Annotated in this window: 16 protein-coding genes; 7 read left to right on the plus strand and 9 right to left on the minus strand. The window is 55.0% G+C overall.

Annotated elements, in window-relative coordinates; translation table 11 throughout:
- From HDF16_RS28975 to HDF16_RS28985, 3 genes are all read right to left on the minus strand, one after another.
- Positions 1-713: IS30 family transposase (locus tag HDF16_RS28975; RefSeq protein ID WP_184224274.1), on the minus strand; the 713-nt coding region annotated here is incomplete at its 3' end.
- Between the two features lie 635 nt (positions 714-1,348).
- Positions 1,349-2,323 carry a non-homologous end-joining DNA ligase gene (gene ligD, locus HDF16_RS28980; RefSeq protein ID WP_184224276.1) on the minus strand — a complete coding sequence of 325 codons (975 nt, stop codon included), beginning with the start codon at positions 2,321-2,323 and terminating at the stop codon, positions 1,349-1,351.
- A gap of 35 nt (positions 2,324-2,358) precedes the next feature.
- Positions 2,359-2,922 carry a recombinase family protein gene (locus tag HDF16_RS28985; RefSeq protein ID WP_184224278.1) on the minus strand — a complete coding sequence of 188 codons (564 nt, stop codon included), beginning with the start codon at positions 2,920-2,922 and terminating at the stop codon, positions 2,359-2,361.
- Between the two features lie 283 nt (positions 2,923-3,205).
- Between HDF16_RS28985 and HDF16_RS28990 the strand changes: the two genes are divergently transcribed.
- The 6 genes from HDF16_RS28990 to flgL all read left to right on the plus strand — a co-directional run bounded on the left by HDF16_RS28990 (position 3,206) and on the right by flgL (position 8,274).
- Entirely contained in the window at positions 3,206-3,793 is a 588-nt protein-coding gene (locus HDF16_RS28990) for a hypothetical protein (RefSeq protein WP_184224280.1), read from the plus strand.
- 319 nt (positions 3,794-4,112) lie between these two features.
- Positions 4,113-4,979 carry a MobA/MobL family protein gene (locus HDF16_RS28995; protein ID WP_184224282.1) on the plus strand — a complete coding sequence of 289 codons (867 nt, stop codon included), beginning with the start codon at positions 4,113-4,115 and terminating at the stop codon, positions 4,977-4,979.
- A 37-nt stretch (positions 4,980-5,016) separates the two neighbouring features.
- Positions 5,017-5,256, plus strand: a complete 240-nt coding sequence (locus HDF16_RS29000; protein ID WP_184224283.1) for a hypothetical protein — start codon at positions 5,017-5,019, stop codon at positions 5,254-5,256.
- A gap of 38 nt (positions 5,257-5,294) precedes the next feature.
- Positions 5,295-6,023: a hypothetical protein gene (locus tag HDF16_RS29005; protein WP_221313384.1), complete on the plus strand. Its 729-nt coding sequence runs from the start codon at positions 5,295-5,297 to the stop codon at positions 6,021-6,023.
- Positions 6,023-6,220 (plus strand): hypothetical protein, encoded by a 198-nt coding sequence (locus HDF16_RS29010; RefSeq protein WP_184224287.1) that lies wholly within the window; start codon positions 6,023-6,025, stop codon positions 6,218-6,220. Before HDF16_RS29005 ends, HDF16_RS29010 begins: the two co-directional genes overlap by 1 nt.
- Positions 6,221-7,380: 1,160 nt before the next feature.
- Positions 7,381-8,274: a flagellar hook-associated protein FlgL gene (flgL, locus tag HDF16_RS29015; protein WP_184224289.1), complete on the plus strand. Its 894-nt coding sequence runs from the start codon at positions 7,381-7,383 to the stop codon at positions 8,272-8,274.
- Between the two features lie 31 nt (positions 8,275-8,305).
- On the opposite strand, the gene HDF16_RS29020 is transcribed toward flgL, so the two are convergent.
- Positions 8,306-9,553: a hypothetical protein gene (locus tag HDF16_RS29020; RefSeq protein ID WP_184224291.1), complete on the minus strand. Its 1,248-nt coding sequence runs from the start codon at positions 9,551-9,553 to the stop codon at positions 8,306-8,308.
- Positions 9,554-9,858: 305 nt separating this feature from the next.
- On the opposite strand from HDF16_RS29020, the gene HDF16_RS29025 reads away from it, so the two are divergent.
- Positions 9,859-11,334 (plus strand): tetratricopeptide repeat protein, encoded by a 1,476-nt coding sequence (locus HDF16_RS29025; RefSeq protein WP_184224293.1) that lies wholly within the window; start codon positions 9,859-9,861, stop codon positions 11,332-11,334.
- Between the two features lie 54 nt (positions 11,335-11,388).
- Here HDF16_RS29025 and HDF16_RS29030 read toward each other — a convergent pair whose 3' ends face one another.
- From HDF16_RS29030 to HDF16_RS29050, 5 genes are all read right to left on the minus strand, one after another.
- Positions 11,389-12,522 carry an NHL repeat-containing protein gene (locus HDF16_RS29030; protein WP_184224295.1) on the minus strand — a complete coding sequence of 378 codons (1,134 nt, stop codon included), beginning with the start codon at positions 12,520-12,522 and terminating at the stop codon, positions 11,389-11,391.
- A 520-nt stretch (positions 12,523-13,042) separates the two neighbouring features.
- Positions 13,043-13,201, minus strand: a complete 159-nt coding sequence (locus HDF16_RS29035; RefSeq protein WP_184224297.1) for a hypothetical protein — start codon at positions 13,199-13,201, stop codon at positions 13,043-13,045.
- A gap of 148 nt (positions 13,202-13,349) precedes the next feature.
- A complete protein-coding gene (locus HDF16_RS29040; protein WP_184224299.1) occupies positions 13,350-13,721 on the minus strand; it encodes a hypothetical protein in 372 nt (123 codons plus the stop codon).
- Positions 13,722-13,961: 240 nt separating this feature from the next.
- Entirely contained in the window at positions 13,962-14,693 is a 732-nt protein-coding gene (locus HDF16_RS29045; protein WP_184224301.1) for a hypothetical protein, read from the minus strand.
- 17 nt (positions 14,694-14,710) lie between these two features.
- On the minus strand, positions 14,711-16,644 hold a 1,934-nt coding region (locus HDF16_RS29050), incomplete at its 5' end, for an AAA family ATPase (protein WP_184224303.1).

Raw genomic sequence — 16,644 nt, forward strand, 5'->3', positions numbered from 1 at the left:
TCCCAGTGCCCAGGGATGGCGCGGTCTTCGATCTCAGCTGGCCTCTCGCGAATGGAGATGGCATCGACGATCTGACCATGGAACTTACCTCCGGCCCGAGCATGTACCGAGCGGCGGATGAATCGCTTCGACCGAAGATGCTGAATCAGCTCCTTCTTCAGCACTCCTCGAGCCTGGATGAATAGACTGCGGTAGAGGGTCTCATGGGACACGCGCATGCTCTCGTTGCTGGGATACCGTCGCTTCAGCCACCCTGAGATCTGTTGTGGCGACCAGTTCTGAATCAGTTTACTGGCCACGATCACCCGCAGCTTCCGGTGCCTGGCAAGCTGGCAGGCCTTAGGTCGCAGAGCCAACTTCCAGGCCAGCTGATCGGCTTCACTGGCTCGATACACCGGACGGCCGCCGTGACGCGCCACCTCTCGACTTACCGTCGACGCAGCTCGGCCGAGCCCTCCGGCGATCTCACGAATCGACGAACCGGAAGCAATCCCTCGCGAGATCTCTTCCCGCTCAGCCAACGTGAGCGTTCGCTGCGAACGGCGACGGACGGCCGGAGCGATCCCGCCGTGCTGCGCTAACAGGAACTGGATCGAGCCATGATCCTTGCCAAAGGCGCGTCCAATCTCGTGCAACGACTCGCCCGCCTTCCAACGCTGCCATATGTCGGCCTTCTGCTCCGCAGAAAGCCCATACCGTCTTCCTTGTCTCATCAACACCACCTCCAAATCAGATAGTGTTGCATCGACCGGTTGAGACCGCCGGTGTTTGCGGAAACTTCGCCGGTTCGGACGCTTCGGCGGAGCCGGAACTTCCGCAATCCCGTTTTCATTCACGATTGCTGAAGCGGTCTACCGAATTGCTTAGGCCTTATCTTCACCGCGACCCAGAATGAGACCAGCGCTGCTGCCAAGAACATTGCGTCTTCTCTGGCGAACGCTTGATATGAGACACCACGAAGCGGGCCGCGTCGGAACGCGGTGTATGTGAGCAAAGCGCACAAGGCGGACTCCAGGAAGCAAAAGGCTGAAAAGCAGAAGCTGATCATCGCGATAACAATTTTCAGCCATGCCATGCTTTCAACCTCGACGTAAACGCAGTGCGACAACGTGACGATCCAATGATATCGACCTATCCCATTCTTGAAGGTCGTCATGTCCGCAAAGTCGGTGTTATCGGAAGTTTGGGTGCTGCGGGGGCCAGAAGACGTTCGTCGGCTTGCCCTGCCGGTCAAAAACAAAGCGTCTAGTGGTTGCAAAAGCCTATTGCGATTGCCTTTTCAGTGGCGATACGTTTGCGCAACAGATCTTACCGTACGATTTTTGACGTTTGGTGTGGTGACCCCAAATCAGGTCTCTCTGACGACTTTCTGCGGGTCTTTGTCATCCCGTAAGGCGACAAATTTGGTGTGACGTAGATGATCGGCCCCGGTCCACTCAAGAAAGTCGAACCGTCCCACCGCCTCGGGCCGCAGCCAAACGCACTCCTTCATTTTGTCCGCCGTAAGTCCTTGCCCCCAACGGCCCGCCCCCGTCTCAGGAAGATTCACGAAGGGGCACCGCTCTGTCTTCAGGTCTTTTATTTGAGCGAATACCTCGCGGCGGGTCGCCGGGACGAAGCCCGCACGGACTCTGGCAGCGTAAATGAGTTCTTTGCCCCGGTAGAAGCCAATGATGAGCGCGTCAAACCCCTGCGTCCCTTTGGTGTAGCCGCCGATCACAAATTCCTGGCCGAGATTGATGCGATGCTTCGCCCACAGGCCTGTCCGCTTACCGGGCTGGTAGATGCCGTCTACTCGCTTTGCGACAACGCCCTCTAGCCCATGCTGGCGCACAAAGGACAGCATTGCCCTGGAATCAGTCTGAACCACCGAAAGGCTGATGTGGTCGTTCACTGGCAAGATCTTTTCAAGGATTGCTCGACGCTCCGCCAGCGGAAGATGTGTGAGATCTTTGCCCTTCGAAACCAGGATATCGAATGCATAGTAGTGAATTCGCAACTCAGCCGAGCGGAAGTTTTGAAGCAGGTTGAAGTCGGTCCGGCCTTCGTCATCGAGCGCAACGAGCTCTCCGTCGATGACCGTGTTCTTGGGAAGTCCTTTCAATGCGCCAGCGATGTAAGGAAACTTCTGATTGAGCATGTTGCCACGGCGTGAGAAGAGCGTTGTCTCTGATCCATCCTTGACCGCCTCCAGCCGAAAGCCATCGAGTTTTATCTCGTAGGTCCACTCAGGACCTTCGGGAATCACCGGGACTGCTAGACACTCCATCGATTCGATAAAGCCGACGTTGGGGGCATCCTGCTTGTTGGTCGCAGCGCTCATGAGGTCTCCCATATTGCTTTGCACGGTGGATCTATCTAAGACTTGAGACTCTTGGGCCTTACGATGCGGTCGATGGTTGAGATGGATACGCCGAAGGACTTCGCAAGATCAACCTTTGTTTCCTTTCGGCCTGCCCACAAAGCTTTGATCTGACGTATTTGCTGGGGCGACATCTTGTGTTTGCGCCCTCCGGTTCGTCCTCGGGCCTTCGCTGCTGACAATCCAATCATCGTGCGCTCTCGGATCAACTCGCGTTCAAATTGTGTAAGCGCGGCGAAGAAGTGGAAGACAAGCCGCCCTGATGCTGTGGTTGTATCGAAGTTCTCCGTCAGCGAACGGAAGTTGACTCCTTCTTTCTCAAAGCGGGCTACGAGTTCGAGCAAGTCGCGGAGCGATCGCGCGAGACGGTCAAGACGCCACACGACAAGTGTGTCTCCGGCCTCCAGATTGTCCAGACACTTCTCCAGCTCCGGTCGATCCATCGTTCGACCGCTACCCTCCTCCTGGTAGATGCGTTTACACTTCGCCCCTTTCAGTGCGGGTGTCTGGGCTTCGGTATTCTGGTCGGCGGTCGACACTCGTGCATAGCCAACGATCATGAGAGACAACATATCATAAACGGATAATCTCCCAGAAGTGCAATAACGCTGTCACAAACGGTTGTAGACACTGTATGATTGTGACGTTGAGTTATGACAGTTTTTTTCGCGGTTTCGATCAACGAATTGAGCTAGCTAAAAGACGTGTCGCAAACGGTCGTTTGTGACGGGTAGGTTTGGGACAGAACCGCTAACATCTTCAGCAAGACAAACAGCACATGGAGGTCACGGAGTGACAAGAGCTGAATTTCGGAAACACAGTCTGGAACTGTGGAAGCAGGCATTGAACAAAATTTTCTCCAACGGGATACCTACCTCCGCCCAGTGGACCGACATAGCTAAGATGAGTGCGGTGCTCGAGATCGTCGGCTCGCAGCCAAATTCCAATCATATGTACTTCCCAAGGAGCGGCGGTTTGGATCTGGCTGGGTCAGCACCGTACAAAGAGGAGCCGGGCTGTCTTGAACTGAAGGTTGGCGACCATGCCTCAGAGGTCGTAAAGCCCTCTGCGTTGCTTTTTGAATCATTCGGAACTGATCTGCAATGGGCCTACTTTAGATTGGAATGCGAGCCGCTACAGGACAGCGGTGCATACACCGCTCCGCAGGGCGGCAGCGAAGAAGTCGTTTTACTCGCTCCAGGAAAGGCGTATGCACCCCGCTCTGCTTGGGACAACGGCGAATATGAGGGGAAGAGCCTTCCGATCTCGGCTCACCTAATTACTCGCTCTACCGGCGGCGGCCCGCTGGTGATTTTCTCTAAGGGCTCCAGCTACAACTTCAGCGAGTCTGACACCTACGACGGACGTCATGCGAACCTAAACGCGGCGGAGTTCCGGGACTACATTCAAAGATCAGCTACGTCTTCCTAAACTGCCTTCGTTTCAAAGGAGCTCATGAGAAGAAAAGGCGCTGCGTTAGGGTTGGGCTTTTCGCGTACGCTGTCACTTCGGATTTCGGAAGCGTTGGCTACTACTTTAGAGAAGCAGCGAGTGACCACAACGAGCGAGGTTGGAGCCAGTGTCTCTGCGAGTGATGTCGTGAGGCGTGCAGTCGAAACATATTTGGTTGGGGCTGGTCACGAAGTTTCAATCACCCCATGGCCGAGTGCGCCAAACCTGGAGCAAAAGGTTAAGCACCTGGAAGCGGAGATTGAACGTCTGCGGAAGCTGGTGCCAAATGAGGCTGCTAGTGAGTTGGCAACGAAACCGTGGTTCCAATGACGGTCGTTTGCGACATCGCTCAAAGCAAGGCACGGCGAAGGGAACTCAGGAAATGGCGATTCTTCATTTCAAGTTGCATGGTCCACAACTTGGCGTTTCGGCTCTCCAGAGGTATGAATACCTGGCGGCGGAGTTACCGCATTTCTCTCGGGGGCAGGTCGAACACGTAGACTCCGGCAATCTTCCGGATTTCGCTGAGGGCAGGGCTCGTGACTTTTGGTGTGCTGCGGACGGGTACGAACGCGTCAATGGGCGAGTCTTCAGTGAGATTGAAGCCGCTCTTCCGCATGAGTTGACGGGCATCCAAAATGAGGCTCTCGCGGGTGAGGCGGTGCAGGACTTTCTTGGCGGAACATTCCCTCACACGATGGCGATTCATTCGCTCCTGGATGCAGAAGACAGACTGCAACGCCATATGCACATTATGTTTTGTGCGCGTCCGGTAACAGCAGCAACAAGCGTCTTGCCGCCCGAGCGATTTTTCAAGCGTAATGGTGCAAAGAAGGACAGGGGGTGGAATAACCGCACGAAGCCCTATTCACTGAGGGTTCGTTGGTGCAATCTGCTCAACGGTTCGCTAACAAGGGCAGGTTTCGCTGGTCAACTATCCCCTGGGAAGAAACTGGATGGTTCGGTAGAACCGAAAGTTGTTGGGCTAAGCGGAGAGGTCAATAGCGAGGCAGCCCGGCAAGTCAGAGCGATTCGTAAGGAGAGACGGGACATCGCAAGCCTCGTAGAGGAATGCGAGAGGGAAGCAGACATGAAGATCGCTGCACTCGAAGCGAACCTCATAGCGGAACTATTGAAACTTGACGAGCTGGCGGCAACACTATGACTTGCTTCGCATATGGCACGGGTCGGGAAGGGCACACATGAATATCGACGTAGAAATTGCCAACGCTCAACGGGATCAGTTCGCTTATTACATTGTCCGGATCTCCGTCGCTCTGGGCATCATAGATGGCAAGCAGCCATATAACGGGGAACAAGTGGCGTTTCTGGCAGAAACGTCGATCAATGCGATCCGCACCGCCTCAGTACGGCACAACAAGGAATACGCAGAGGAGCGACAAGCATTCTTGGATTCCATGCCGCCGCTTCGACGACTTTAGGCTGTTAATGGAGATCTGGTTATAGAGAGGGCGCGGCGATGAGGGTACGTTGGTTTCAGTGCAATCTCCGGCTGAGTGGCTGGCTCGCAGCCGGAGGCATGATTGCGCTATCTGCGGCCTTGGCCTTGGGGCAGGAAGCCGGTTTCCTCGATACGCGTCCTGGATCTCAGCCTCCACCTTCGATCACGGGCGGATCGGCTGATGGCGGCGGCATAGGCTGCGGGGGGTGTGTCGTCATGAACCCACTAAAGGTTGAGATTGAACGTTTGACACTGATCGATCGGGGACCATCCCCCGGAGTTGAATGGACGATCCGAGTTACCAACCAGACGAAAAACCCCATTCAACTGCCTAGTTCGCTGTCGTGGTCTGGTTCGGCGGTTTCGGGGAGCATGGGTCGAACCAAAGCCCAACGGATTTACTTTGGCGAGACCGCTGACTGTGAAGCAAGCAGCGACAGGGCCGCCTCGAAATACCGCGCGGGTGCATCCATGTATGCTCCACCGGACGGTGCGAGGGATGTAGTGACTCTCGAAGCGGGGCAATGGGTAACTGTCGTGGGCTACGGTGCCGCTTGCGGTTTTCCTCGGGCGGGTTCGGACTCGTACGCGGTGAGTGTGGGGTTGACGCAAGTCGAATGGTATCGGGCAAAGGAAGGGGATCGCGAAGACAGCCGATCCGTCTATTCCATGGTTACATCGCAGCCGGTCAAATGGGACGGCGCGCATGACTTCGTAAAGGCAGAGACTATTAGGGGAGGGAACTGATGCGGGTTTTGGTCGATGGAGTTGATACGGTAATTGAAGGGGAAGTGATCGGCGGGACACCGGTGGGTGGTGTCGATGGGCAGTTCGACCTAGGAGATGAGTTCACCGTGCGTTGCGACGATGGTCAGTGTTTCTTGATTAACGGCTGGATGGTCGACGTCGAGATCCTAAGCGATGCGCCCTTGTGGGTGATGTAGGAGATGGGACGCCTCGTGCAGCGGTCGATATGCTGTCCTTGTGGGATCGAGAAGCTTCTGGCCCGTGGCCTTTGCGCGACCTGCTACACGTTGAAACGGCAAGACGAAGAATACTTCGGCGGCCATCGGGAAAAGGTCTTGGCGCGAGACGGCTACAGGTGTGCCGTTCCTCGGTGCACAACGCTCAAGCGTGGTAAGCGGTCACTCGCTGTGCATCATCGGGAACCCGGAAACAACGATCCGAAGCGAATGATCACCTTGTGTCTTTCGTGCCATGCGAAGGTCACGCGGACGCTATTCCTGGAAGAAGATTGGCCCGAGCTGCTTCGCGTTCTCTGGCGAGAACAACACCCGAAGGCGAAAGAGCAGAAGTTCCTGAATTTCAAGGCTCAAGACGGTGGGCGCGAGACGCTTAGATTGTTCTCGGACAGCGGCGAGGACTCTACCGCCTTAGCTAGCCAACCGGATAACGGGATATCCTGATATCGGGTTCCACGGTTGTGGATTGCAGCAATCGTCCTCTGGACCAGGCTTGCCGTACGGTTCTTGCTCCTCCAGATATGGGCCAAACGCGTGTCTGGGAAGTTGGTCTGGAAAGCGGACTCTATTGCTATATGTTTTGCGACGGATCAGAGAATTCTGTCCGGTTACAGGATCAGCGGCGGCCAATCTGTCTCGCCAGATTGCCTCCAGTGACAGCGTCGTTGGGTCTGCCCCTGGAGGCAATGCCAGCGTGCAAACCAAGACCACGCTGAGCACCTCCGCCTAGCGGTAAGCGGGCAAATGATGAGTAGAGGTAAGATCTTCTGGGACCCGGATCGGTGTCAATCCCCGCTGTTCAGCGAGACTCTCCATAGCGGAAGGCCGTTGTTCCATGCAAGTTCCCCAAGACCGCCCAGAGAACGGAACCCGAACTAGCGCCTCCATACACCGGTGATGCCTCTTCGACCTCCTTGTCCTTCACTCGATATGTGTCGAGCACCGAGACGCTTGCGCGGCCACCTGGAGCGGTCTTGCTGATCTTTTCAAACGAAGCGACACCGCCTCCACCCAAACTACATCTTTCATGGCATAGACTGTACATCCCTGCTCCCTTACGCTATTGGCAAACGCAACCACGGCTGAGAACGCATGTGGCAACATTTTAGGAGTCGTTGCATATGTCCAATTTGAGTATTGCTAACAGCATCAGCTCCTACATCCAGCAGAGCGAACAGGCGCTCCAAACTGCTATAAGCCAGGCATCAACAGGAATCCGCGTTTCAACGCCTTCTGACGACCCAGCATCGGCGGCGGCTCTTGTTGGGCTACAGGCCGCGGCTGCAACTGTCGACCAGTACACGTCGAATACACAAACCTCGCTCTCCCAAGTACAGCTAGCTGATTCTGTGGTTACATCGGTTGTCTCACTCCTGAACCGAGCGATTACTCTTGGCACCGAGGGCGCAAATAGCACGAACTCTTCAGTTGACAGGCAATCCATAGCTGCCGATGTCAATGGAATTCTTACAAGCGTGGTTTCGCTTGCGAACACGACATTTCAAGGACAATCGCTTTTCGGTGGAACGGCTAGCGGCACTACAGCTTTCACTGCTGATGCGACATCGAGTACTGGATACACCTACAACGGCAACAGCAATATCAATAAGATCTCAGTCGGAGACACACTAACGGTACAGGTTAATATTCCGGGCAGCACGCTTTTCGACAACCCCAGCGCCAGTGTTCTCGGCGCACTGAGTAATCTGGCTAAGGCTCTTGCCAGCGGCACGAGTGCGGACATAGGCAGCGCGACGAATGACATCAGCAGCGCCTTAACCGCTGTTTCTCAGCAGCATGCCGTCTATGGGTCTGCCAGTAACCAACTCACTTCGCAGGAGAGTTTTTTAGCCCAAGAGACGGTCAGTTTCACCTCCAGGGAGACCTCCATTGTCGGGATTGACGCTGCTACCGCCATCGAAAATCTCAACCAAGCCCAAACCTCGAATTCAACTGTCCTTGCGGCAGCAGCGAAGGTTTCACAGCAGAAGACACTCCTGGACTATTTAAACTAAACTGTCTTGTATTTCTGAGATCAGTCAATGCTCAAAGGTCAGATCTGCTGCATTCAACTTCCAAATGGGTGACGGTAGATCCCTCCTCCAGAAGGAGCGTGGCAGAGTGCTCCGCATAACGGGCAAGAAATGTAATGCTGTTATAGGGGACAGACCTGACGTCCGCCCAACCATATATACGGTATTCTCCCCGTGGAAGACCATGAATTGCGAACGATCCGTCTTCCCGGACAGGGATAACAATGGCACTCCGTGACTCCAACGATTGGAGTACTACGCCTGGCCTCGTTTCCGAGCCATCAAGCTTAAGAACTCCATTGACCGTTCCCAAGCCATGCTTAGCGGTAAGAACTAATTGCTGTTCGGATGTTCCGTCACCAACCATGACGGAAAGATCGGTTAATGGCTTGTCGCCAAGATACGCTTGGTCAAGAGCTCTTTCATCTTCGATAGGTAACGCAATGCGGTAGAGACCTTCTGGGATGCCCTTAAGATTGAACGACCCATCTGATTGAACCGATCCGCTATAGCGCTGCCCTAAGTGCTCCCCCGTCAGAGGCTCTAAAATGACTTTCGAGATAGCAGACGGCAGCTTATCTTGATCAATCGCCGTTCCGTGAAGTTCATAGAGTTGGGTCTCGTTAACAGATGTCTCCGAGACTGTCGCCTCCGCGACTGTTAGGGTTCTGACGGCTTCGTGGGGCTGACCCTTCTCCGCCCAATTTTCAACAAGCCTGTAGTGGCCAGGAAGAATTCCTCGCCACAAGTAGTTCTTCCCTGACCGATCCACTTTCGGTTGGATATCGAGGGGAATGGAGAAATCATCCCCCTCAACGAAGAATTGCATATGTGCCCCGTTGGTGCCATGGACCGGCGTGACTTGGAGTATGGCAACGTCCCTTGTATCGATTTCTATATTTGCTACCTGAGTTTGATCTGCTGCCAGATGAATCATGCTTCCGTTATCGAAACGTGCCGCGCTGGGAAAACAAACGAACAGCGGGAGCGAAGGTTCTGCCTGATGGGGCTCTGAGTCTTTCATGCCCTTCAATAAGACAGAATCTTCCGCGCCGTCGTAACTCTGTGAACTGCTGTTGTCGGACCAGTGCGACCCCGGAAGCGTGATGACCAAGACGTAGACGCCGGCCTGAAGACGCTCGCAGCGGAAGTTTCCCTGATCGTCGACGGCCTGAGAGCATTGCGGGTGCGGCACGGTCACCCCATTGCGTATCTCGAAGCGATACCCAGTGACTGTGGCGCGGACCGTCTCTCCATTCACAGTCCTCACAGATCCGATGATTGAACCGTTGCGATCTGACTCTGCATGAATGAGCTGCGTCCATGCACCACATAGAACAAGAACAAGCCACCCTGCGTATCGGTATAGCATCACTTCCCCTTCAGTAAGCAGGTCACATTTGAGCCCAGCTTGAATGACCACGTAAGCTAATCATGACGTCGTATTGGCTTGACCCGCTGGCGGCCGTCGACTCTTGATCGGACGTAATCGCTCCTCTTCGGAGCGCTTATGAACCGGATACGGATGTGCTGAACATCCAGTCCATTGCGAGGCATTAGAACCACATGCGCGAACTAGATAACGCTCTTCGTCACCATCAGGCTGGACGATTGGTTGAGGCAGAAAAGGCCTATAGAAACATCCTGAAGCGTCATCCCGACCATGCTGATAGCCTTCACTTGCTCGGGCTCATCGCCCACGCGACCGGACATAACGAGGAAGCTATCCGGTTGATTCGTAGAGCCATAGAGGTCAATAAGTCCAATTCCATATATCACACGAACCTCGGCGTCATCTGTGGAGAACAAGGGCATTTCGATCTGGCGGTCATGCTTTACAAGCACGCCTTGTTGCTCAAACCCGAGAACAATGACGCGATGACCAATCTTGGTAATGCCTACCAAACATCAGGCAATTTCGTTGAAGCAGAAACCTGCTACAGACAGGTTCTTGAACGCGATCCGAGGCACGCGTTGGCTCATTATAATCTTGGAATGTCCCTTCAGGCGCAGGGACATTACAACGACGCCATGCGGAGTTTTTCGCATGCAATCACTGCAAGACCTGACTACGCGGATGCTCATCTTGCCCTCGGCATTGTTCAACTCCTAACAGGCGACTTCGCGCAGGGTTGGCCGAACTTTGAGTGGCGCTGGCTCGTCAGCCAGTTCAAACGAGGGGTCCGGAATTTCGCCCAACCGCAATGGCGTGGTGAGCCGTTGGATGGAAGACGGATTCTGCTTCACAGCGAGCAAGGTCTTGGCGACTCCATTCAGTTTCTTCGTTACGTGACGATGGTTCAAGCTGCGGGAGGAATTGTCCTCTTGGAGGTCCAGGCGGCCCTTCTGAGAATGGCTCATCAGATCCCCGGCATCACAGCGGTCATTCCCTTTGGAAATCCTCTTCCCGACTTTGATCTGCACTGTCCTCTCATGAGCCTGGCTTTGGCGTTCCAGACAACCCTCAACACAATTCCAGTACACGTTCCTTATCTTCATGTTCCGGTGGACGCTCAAGCAAGGGCACTATTGCGTCCGTGGACTTCAGATCGAATCAGGGTTGGGCTAGCGTGGGCTGGTAGCAAAGATCATGTCAAGGACAAATCGCGCTCGATTTCATTCGCGGTTCTAAGGCAACTCATACGCGTAAGTGACATCAGCTTTTTCTCGCTTCAACTAGGAGAACAGTTGGGCGCGGAAGACCTGGAAAATATGGTCGATCTGGCCTCTGAAACAGACGATTTAGCCGATACGGCTGCTCAGATGAAGCATCTCGATCTGATCATTTCAGTCGATACTTCGATCGCTCATTTAGCGGGGGCTCTCGGGAAGCCTGTATGGATACTCTTGCATTGCGATGCAGATTGGCGGTGGCTTCTTGCTCGTGATGACAGTGCATGGTATCCGACGGCGCGTTTGTTCCGTCAGACCGATCCCGGAAATTGGACGGGCGTTATAGAGAGGGTTGCCACCGAACTTCAGCGGCTGTTCGCAAGGGATACTGCAGAAACGCCAGGAAGAACGGACGACTGTGAGAACTGAGCAGCCGGTGGCCGATATGCAACTCAACCACCGGCTACAAGATAGAGAGAAAGCTTATTTGCCAACTTCCCGAATTCTCTGGTTGTAGGTGTCGGCTATGTAGTAGTGAAATGTGGAGTCAACTGCTATTCCAAGAGGTGTGTTCATCTCTGCGCTGGTTGCAGCTCCCCCATCACCCGAAAATCCATTCGTTCCATTCCCCGCAACGGTCGTGATGATCTTAGAGCTCTTTGTCCATTTGCGAATACGGTAGTTACTCGAATCAGCGATGTAGAGATTACCAGTCGAATCAACAGCAACCGCCTGTGGAGAGGACAACTTAGCGCTTGTACCAACTCCCCCATCCCCCGAGAAGCCATTTAAGCCTTGTCCAACTACGGTGCTTATGATATCGGTCGACACAATCACCTGCCGAATGCTGCCGTTTCCTGTATCCGCGATGAAGAGGTTGCCTGACCCATCGACCGCCACTCCGGTAGGAATAGATACTTGCGCCGAGGCACCTGCGCCGCCATTTCCGGAGTATCCGGCCGTCCCGGTCCCAGCGAGCGTGTAAATGTCCCCTGATGACTTTGGGATCCACCGCACGCGGCTATTTGATGTGTCCGCTATGTAGATGTTCCCTGTTGTGTCGACCGCAATGCCTTGAGGGTAGTTCAACTTTGCGCTGGTAGGAAGTCCACCATCGCCCGAATACCCGCTTGTTCCGTTCCCTGCAATTGTCGTGATGAAGCCGGTGGTTTTAGTCACTTTGCGAATTCTTTGGTTTCCGGTATCAGCGATGTATAGATTGCCTGAAGAATCAACCGCAACCGCTGTCGGATCGCTTAGTTCGGCGCTCGTAGCTGCGCCGCCATCACCCGCGAACCCCCCGGTGGCGCTACCAGCCACAGTTGAGATCTTGCCGGTCGAAGCTGTGACTAGGCGAATGCGATTATTGATCGAATCCGCTATGTAGTAATTGCCTGTAACAGTAGGATCGAGGGCGACTCCGGTCGGGTTGAACATCTTCGCCAAAGTGGCTGCGCCTCCATCTCCTGAAAACCCCAGCGATCCGTTTCCCGCTACGGTGCTGATGTTCGTCGTGAGTTGGGCGTGAGCGAAGGTTGTAAATACAAGGGCTGCTGCTAACACAGAAAGCGTTTTGGGACTTGGGAAGGTTGTCAGAGCTTGAATCGATTTCCGCATGATGTTCTCCGAAAGCGGTGGAATGAAACGCCAGCATTATAAGAAGCGAGTTTTATCGCAACTCAGGCCTGTTCGTTCCCCACGCCCATTGACAAGGCGTATGAAAACTTCCTGAGACGGGTTCAGGTGCCACCGTGACTATAGTCACGTTACGATCAGCTCGATATGACCCAAAAGTGCCATACAGACTCTCTTGATATGCCTGTACTGGCTGTAGCCACACTTATAAGTCACTTCCGTTCCCTGCTTGCGCTCTCTGAACGTCCGATTCAACCGCGAACTGTCACGCATGTCGCGCCAACCCGCTTATGCTCTCGCTTCTCGTCTTTTTACAATTACGGCATGCCAGACGGTTGCTACTCGGACCCCAATCCAGCCTGGAAACCTATCTTGCGATCTGCCTGATACTCGGGATCGTTCTCCATTGGATCGACGGGTACGTCGTCCCTACCAGGCAGGTTGCACTCGTTGCAGTTATCGCAGCCATCGCAGTGCTCCACCAGCGCCATGTAGGCCGCCGTTAGTTCGGTGAGTCGGTCTTCCGGTCTTCGATCCCTAACCGGTTAACTACTTCTCCTGCGGCGATCACGAACACTTCGGCGAGCTTCATGCCTTCGTCGCAGGCAGGCATCTCGTCCATGTTCCAAAGATCCAACATCTTCTTGTGGTTCATGGCCATGACTTAATACCTCTTGTGGTCAAATTCACTCGTACCGCTCGATGCTGTTTACGCGGTCATCTTCATAGGATCCAACGGGTAGTATGGGCTGTTTGGTTTAGCGTGAGTCCAGCAACTGTTCGGTGGACCGACGCTCCTAAAGTGAGCTCTACTTCTTGGCTTCGTGGTGTCCGCGAAGGTGGTAACAGCCATTGTTTTCGATGCAAAGTAGCCGGGTGCGGCTTTGCTTGTCGAAGTAGATGGTAGCGGGGCCGTTTATGTCCTCGACATCGAGAGCGCCGTCGCCATCCCGTGACTCGACCCATTGGTCTTCGGGCGGCGCTGGAGATCGGGCCGCCGCCAACTGCGAGGTAAGCTGCTTCTGTTTCAGCAAAGATAGCGGGCGTGGGTGTCCCGGGTGTAACGGATAGATTGCGGTCGTGATGCCCAAGGCCACAATGAGGACAGCGAGTGAGATGGGCAGAATGATCTGAGGGTTGAGTCGTGGTGTTATTGCTGGCGGATAGTCGGTATCTTGCATAGCGAAGGTCCTTTCATTTGCAGCTGGATGTCTTCCACACCGCTCGGCGGCGACGACCAGGTTTAGGCGTTTAATCTGAGGCTCCGTACCACGCCATGGTGCCAATTCAAGTCGAGCCAAGCCGCGCTGATTTCTCGGCTTGCCCCCAACACTTCAGAGACGAACATTGCTGCCTCGTGGGCGTCCCCAGTGCGGTCATCCTTCCCACTTGTGGATGAGATGACCACCGCCGGGCAGACCTTATTGAACGTCGGAGACCTTACCGTCGATCAGAATCACCTTCATGTCCTTGTAGATGAAAACCTGCTTTGTCCCGAGATCGACGATTTTGTCCGGATTTCCTAGCGATTGCTTTACCTCGGCTGGGGTCATGCCGAGCTTGACTGTCTTGCTCTCGACAGCGGAAGCGACGGCAGGGTCGGCGATCACGGTGTCAATCGTCTTCTTTACGTCGTCTGGGGTCATGGTGTCCAAGCCTGGAAGCTTTACGTTCAGCTCGGCCCGATACCGCGTACTGATGCCGTCACCGAGCGTTGCGACATCGACGGTCAAGAGTTCAAGTTGCACCGCGTTCTTCTTTACGAAGATTTGGGTGACGTAGACCTTCTCATTGGGATTCAGAGTCCTCGAATGAGCTGTGGTGCCCCCGAAGGCCGCCGCGAAGCCGGTGGCCTGGGCGATCTGACCGTCGGCATAGTTTGTATTGACGATGGCGTTCTTTGTGTTGGCAACATCGGCATAGATGCCCGGGAGCCGAACCGCGAGGATGGCACCTGGTCTGGTAATCCGGGTGTAGTCGATGTTGAACATGACCTGACCTACCTGAGTGAGGGGATAGTCTGCGACTAGGGCCTCGTACATGGCTTTGGTGTTTGGTGCGGCAAAGGCTGGAACCGAGAACGTCACGGCGGCCGCCGCGACGGTGATCGTGAGGGCGCGTAGGGAGGACGAGCGCAGCAAAGCGAAAAACATGGGGAGTCCTTTCGGGGTTAGCGCCCGTGACTGCGGCGGTGTTGAACGACGGGTGTGGGTTCGGGCGCGTTAATGTTGGCCGGAGATTGGCTCTGCTGCTGTTCTGGCAGTGCGATCGAAGGTTTCAGTTGTTCCGGGAGTGCAATGGATGGAGCCGGCACATTCGTTTGAACTGTTCCATCGGAGGTGTACATACTTACGTCGCGCCCGGTGCGGGAGAGATGAGCAAGTTCGGACGGTATCTGGAGAGAGCTGTCCTGACTTACAAGAATCCTTTCGGGAGCGCATGTCTTGAGGCTGTCCACTGCATAGCCGTGCTCGATGTGCCGCGCCTGGTCTGTGGTCAGTTGCACGGTCGGGCCTTTGTCGAGACGGGCTTCGATGCCATCACTGATGGAGATGATGGTTGCGAAGTCACCTTTGCGGAAGCTCTCACCTTCAGTGGATTGGGTGAATCTGATTCGATCGCCCTCAGCAAATTCCTGCTGCTCCTCTCGGTAGACCTTGCTTTGCGATGTCATCGCAGTGGTGAGATGAGGGCTGTACGTGACCTCATCTCCATATGAGTTGCGAACAGTGAGCTGGTTGAACTTGGAGTCCGTGCTGACGACTACGGCGGCGCTATCGTTGGGAATCCCTTCCAGGCTAGGGTTTCCCTGCTTGTACTGAATGATGTCGCCGGGGGTGTACTGGGCGGCGTCTTTCGGGTTCGTCAGATTTTGTTCGAGGCGCACGGCAAGGGCCTTGCTATCGGGCGCTACAAGTCCCCTGGCCTGCAGGTCGGCTCGGATGAGCTGGTTCAACTCTCGGCGTTCTTCCCGATCCTTGGCGATCACCACGGCGTTGTCCGGTCGCTCGGCAAAAGCGCTGGCGACCGCTGCGAGGCGGTGGTTTGGGTCTGCGTACTCGTATACCTGACCCTGGCTCTTTTGCGGCGAGGCAGGTTGGGGTGGACGGCGGAAGTCTACGGCAGTCGTTTTGCTGACATTGGTTGCAAGGCGGGATCCGAGCGTTTCGGCGTCGTTGGTGTAGATCCTGGCGTCGTACTCCGCTCGAGAGACGGAGACGTAGGCAAGCCGGGTATTGATAAGAGAACGGGCCGATTCCGTGTCGATATTCGCGATGACACGACCCTCGGTAAGCCCCTGCGAAACGTGGGAAGTGACAGCGTAGCCGTGATCGAAATGCTGCATCGTGGCCGGGTCGAACTGGATGGTGCGGGAAGTCTTGCCGTCCATCTGCACGGTGATCTGATCAGCGTCGAGCTTCGTGATGGTTCCTAAATCACGGTTGTTTACGCCGAGTGTCTTATCTTTCGCGGTGAACTGGATGCGATCGCCCTCCGCGAAATCCTTCAGCGTTTCACGATAGGCATTCACGCCTTTGAGGCGCTTCGGGTCATAGGTGACGGTCTGTCCGTCTTCCTGCTGGATCGTGACGGTGTTGCTCCTGGCATCAGTCGACAACACGGTCGCGGTGCTGTTCCTGGCGATGCCATGAGCCTTGCTTCCTGTCTCGTACTTGAGAACATCACCGACTTTGTAGCGCGCCGCCCACTCTCGATCCGCGCCAGTCATGTCGGAGCGGTGAGCAAGAATGGAGAACTTGTGATCCTCGGCTCCAAGTTTTTCGGCGCTCTTGAGTTCGATTCGGACGGCTTCATTGATGAGCTGGCGACTGCGGTTGTCGGGAGAGACGATGATGGTGTTCTCAGGCGCTCCGGCGTAGTCCTTAGCGATCGCAGCGATACGCTGATTCGGATCGACGATCTGCGTGACCCGGCCCTGCTCGGCCAGCATTTGGACACCTTTGGCGGTCTCCCCTTTGGCGAGGTGCTTGACTGCTTCTAGGAGTGCTGGGTTCTTTCTCTGACGCATGATCTGGTCGAGCTGCGAGGTACGCATCCCGGCATCCTGCATTTGTTCGAACGGTCGGCCCGCGTCCACGCCTT

The organism is Granulicella aggregans, from assembly GCF_014203275.1.
GTDB lineage: Bacteria > Acidobacteriota > Terriglobia > Terriglobales > Acidobacteriaceae > Edaphobacter.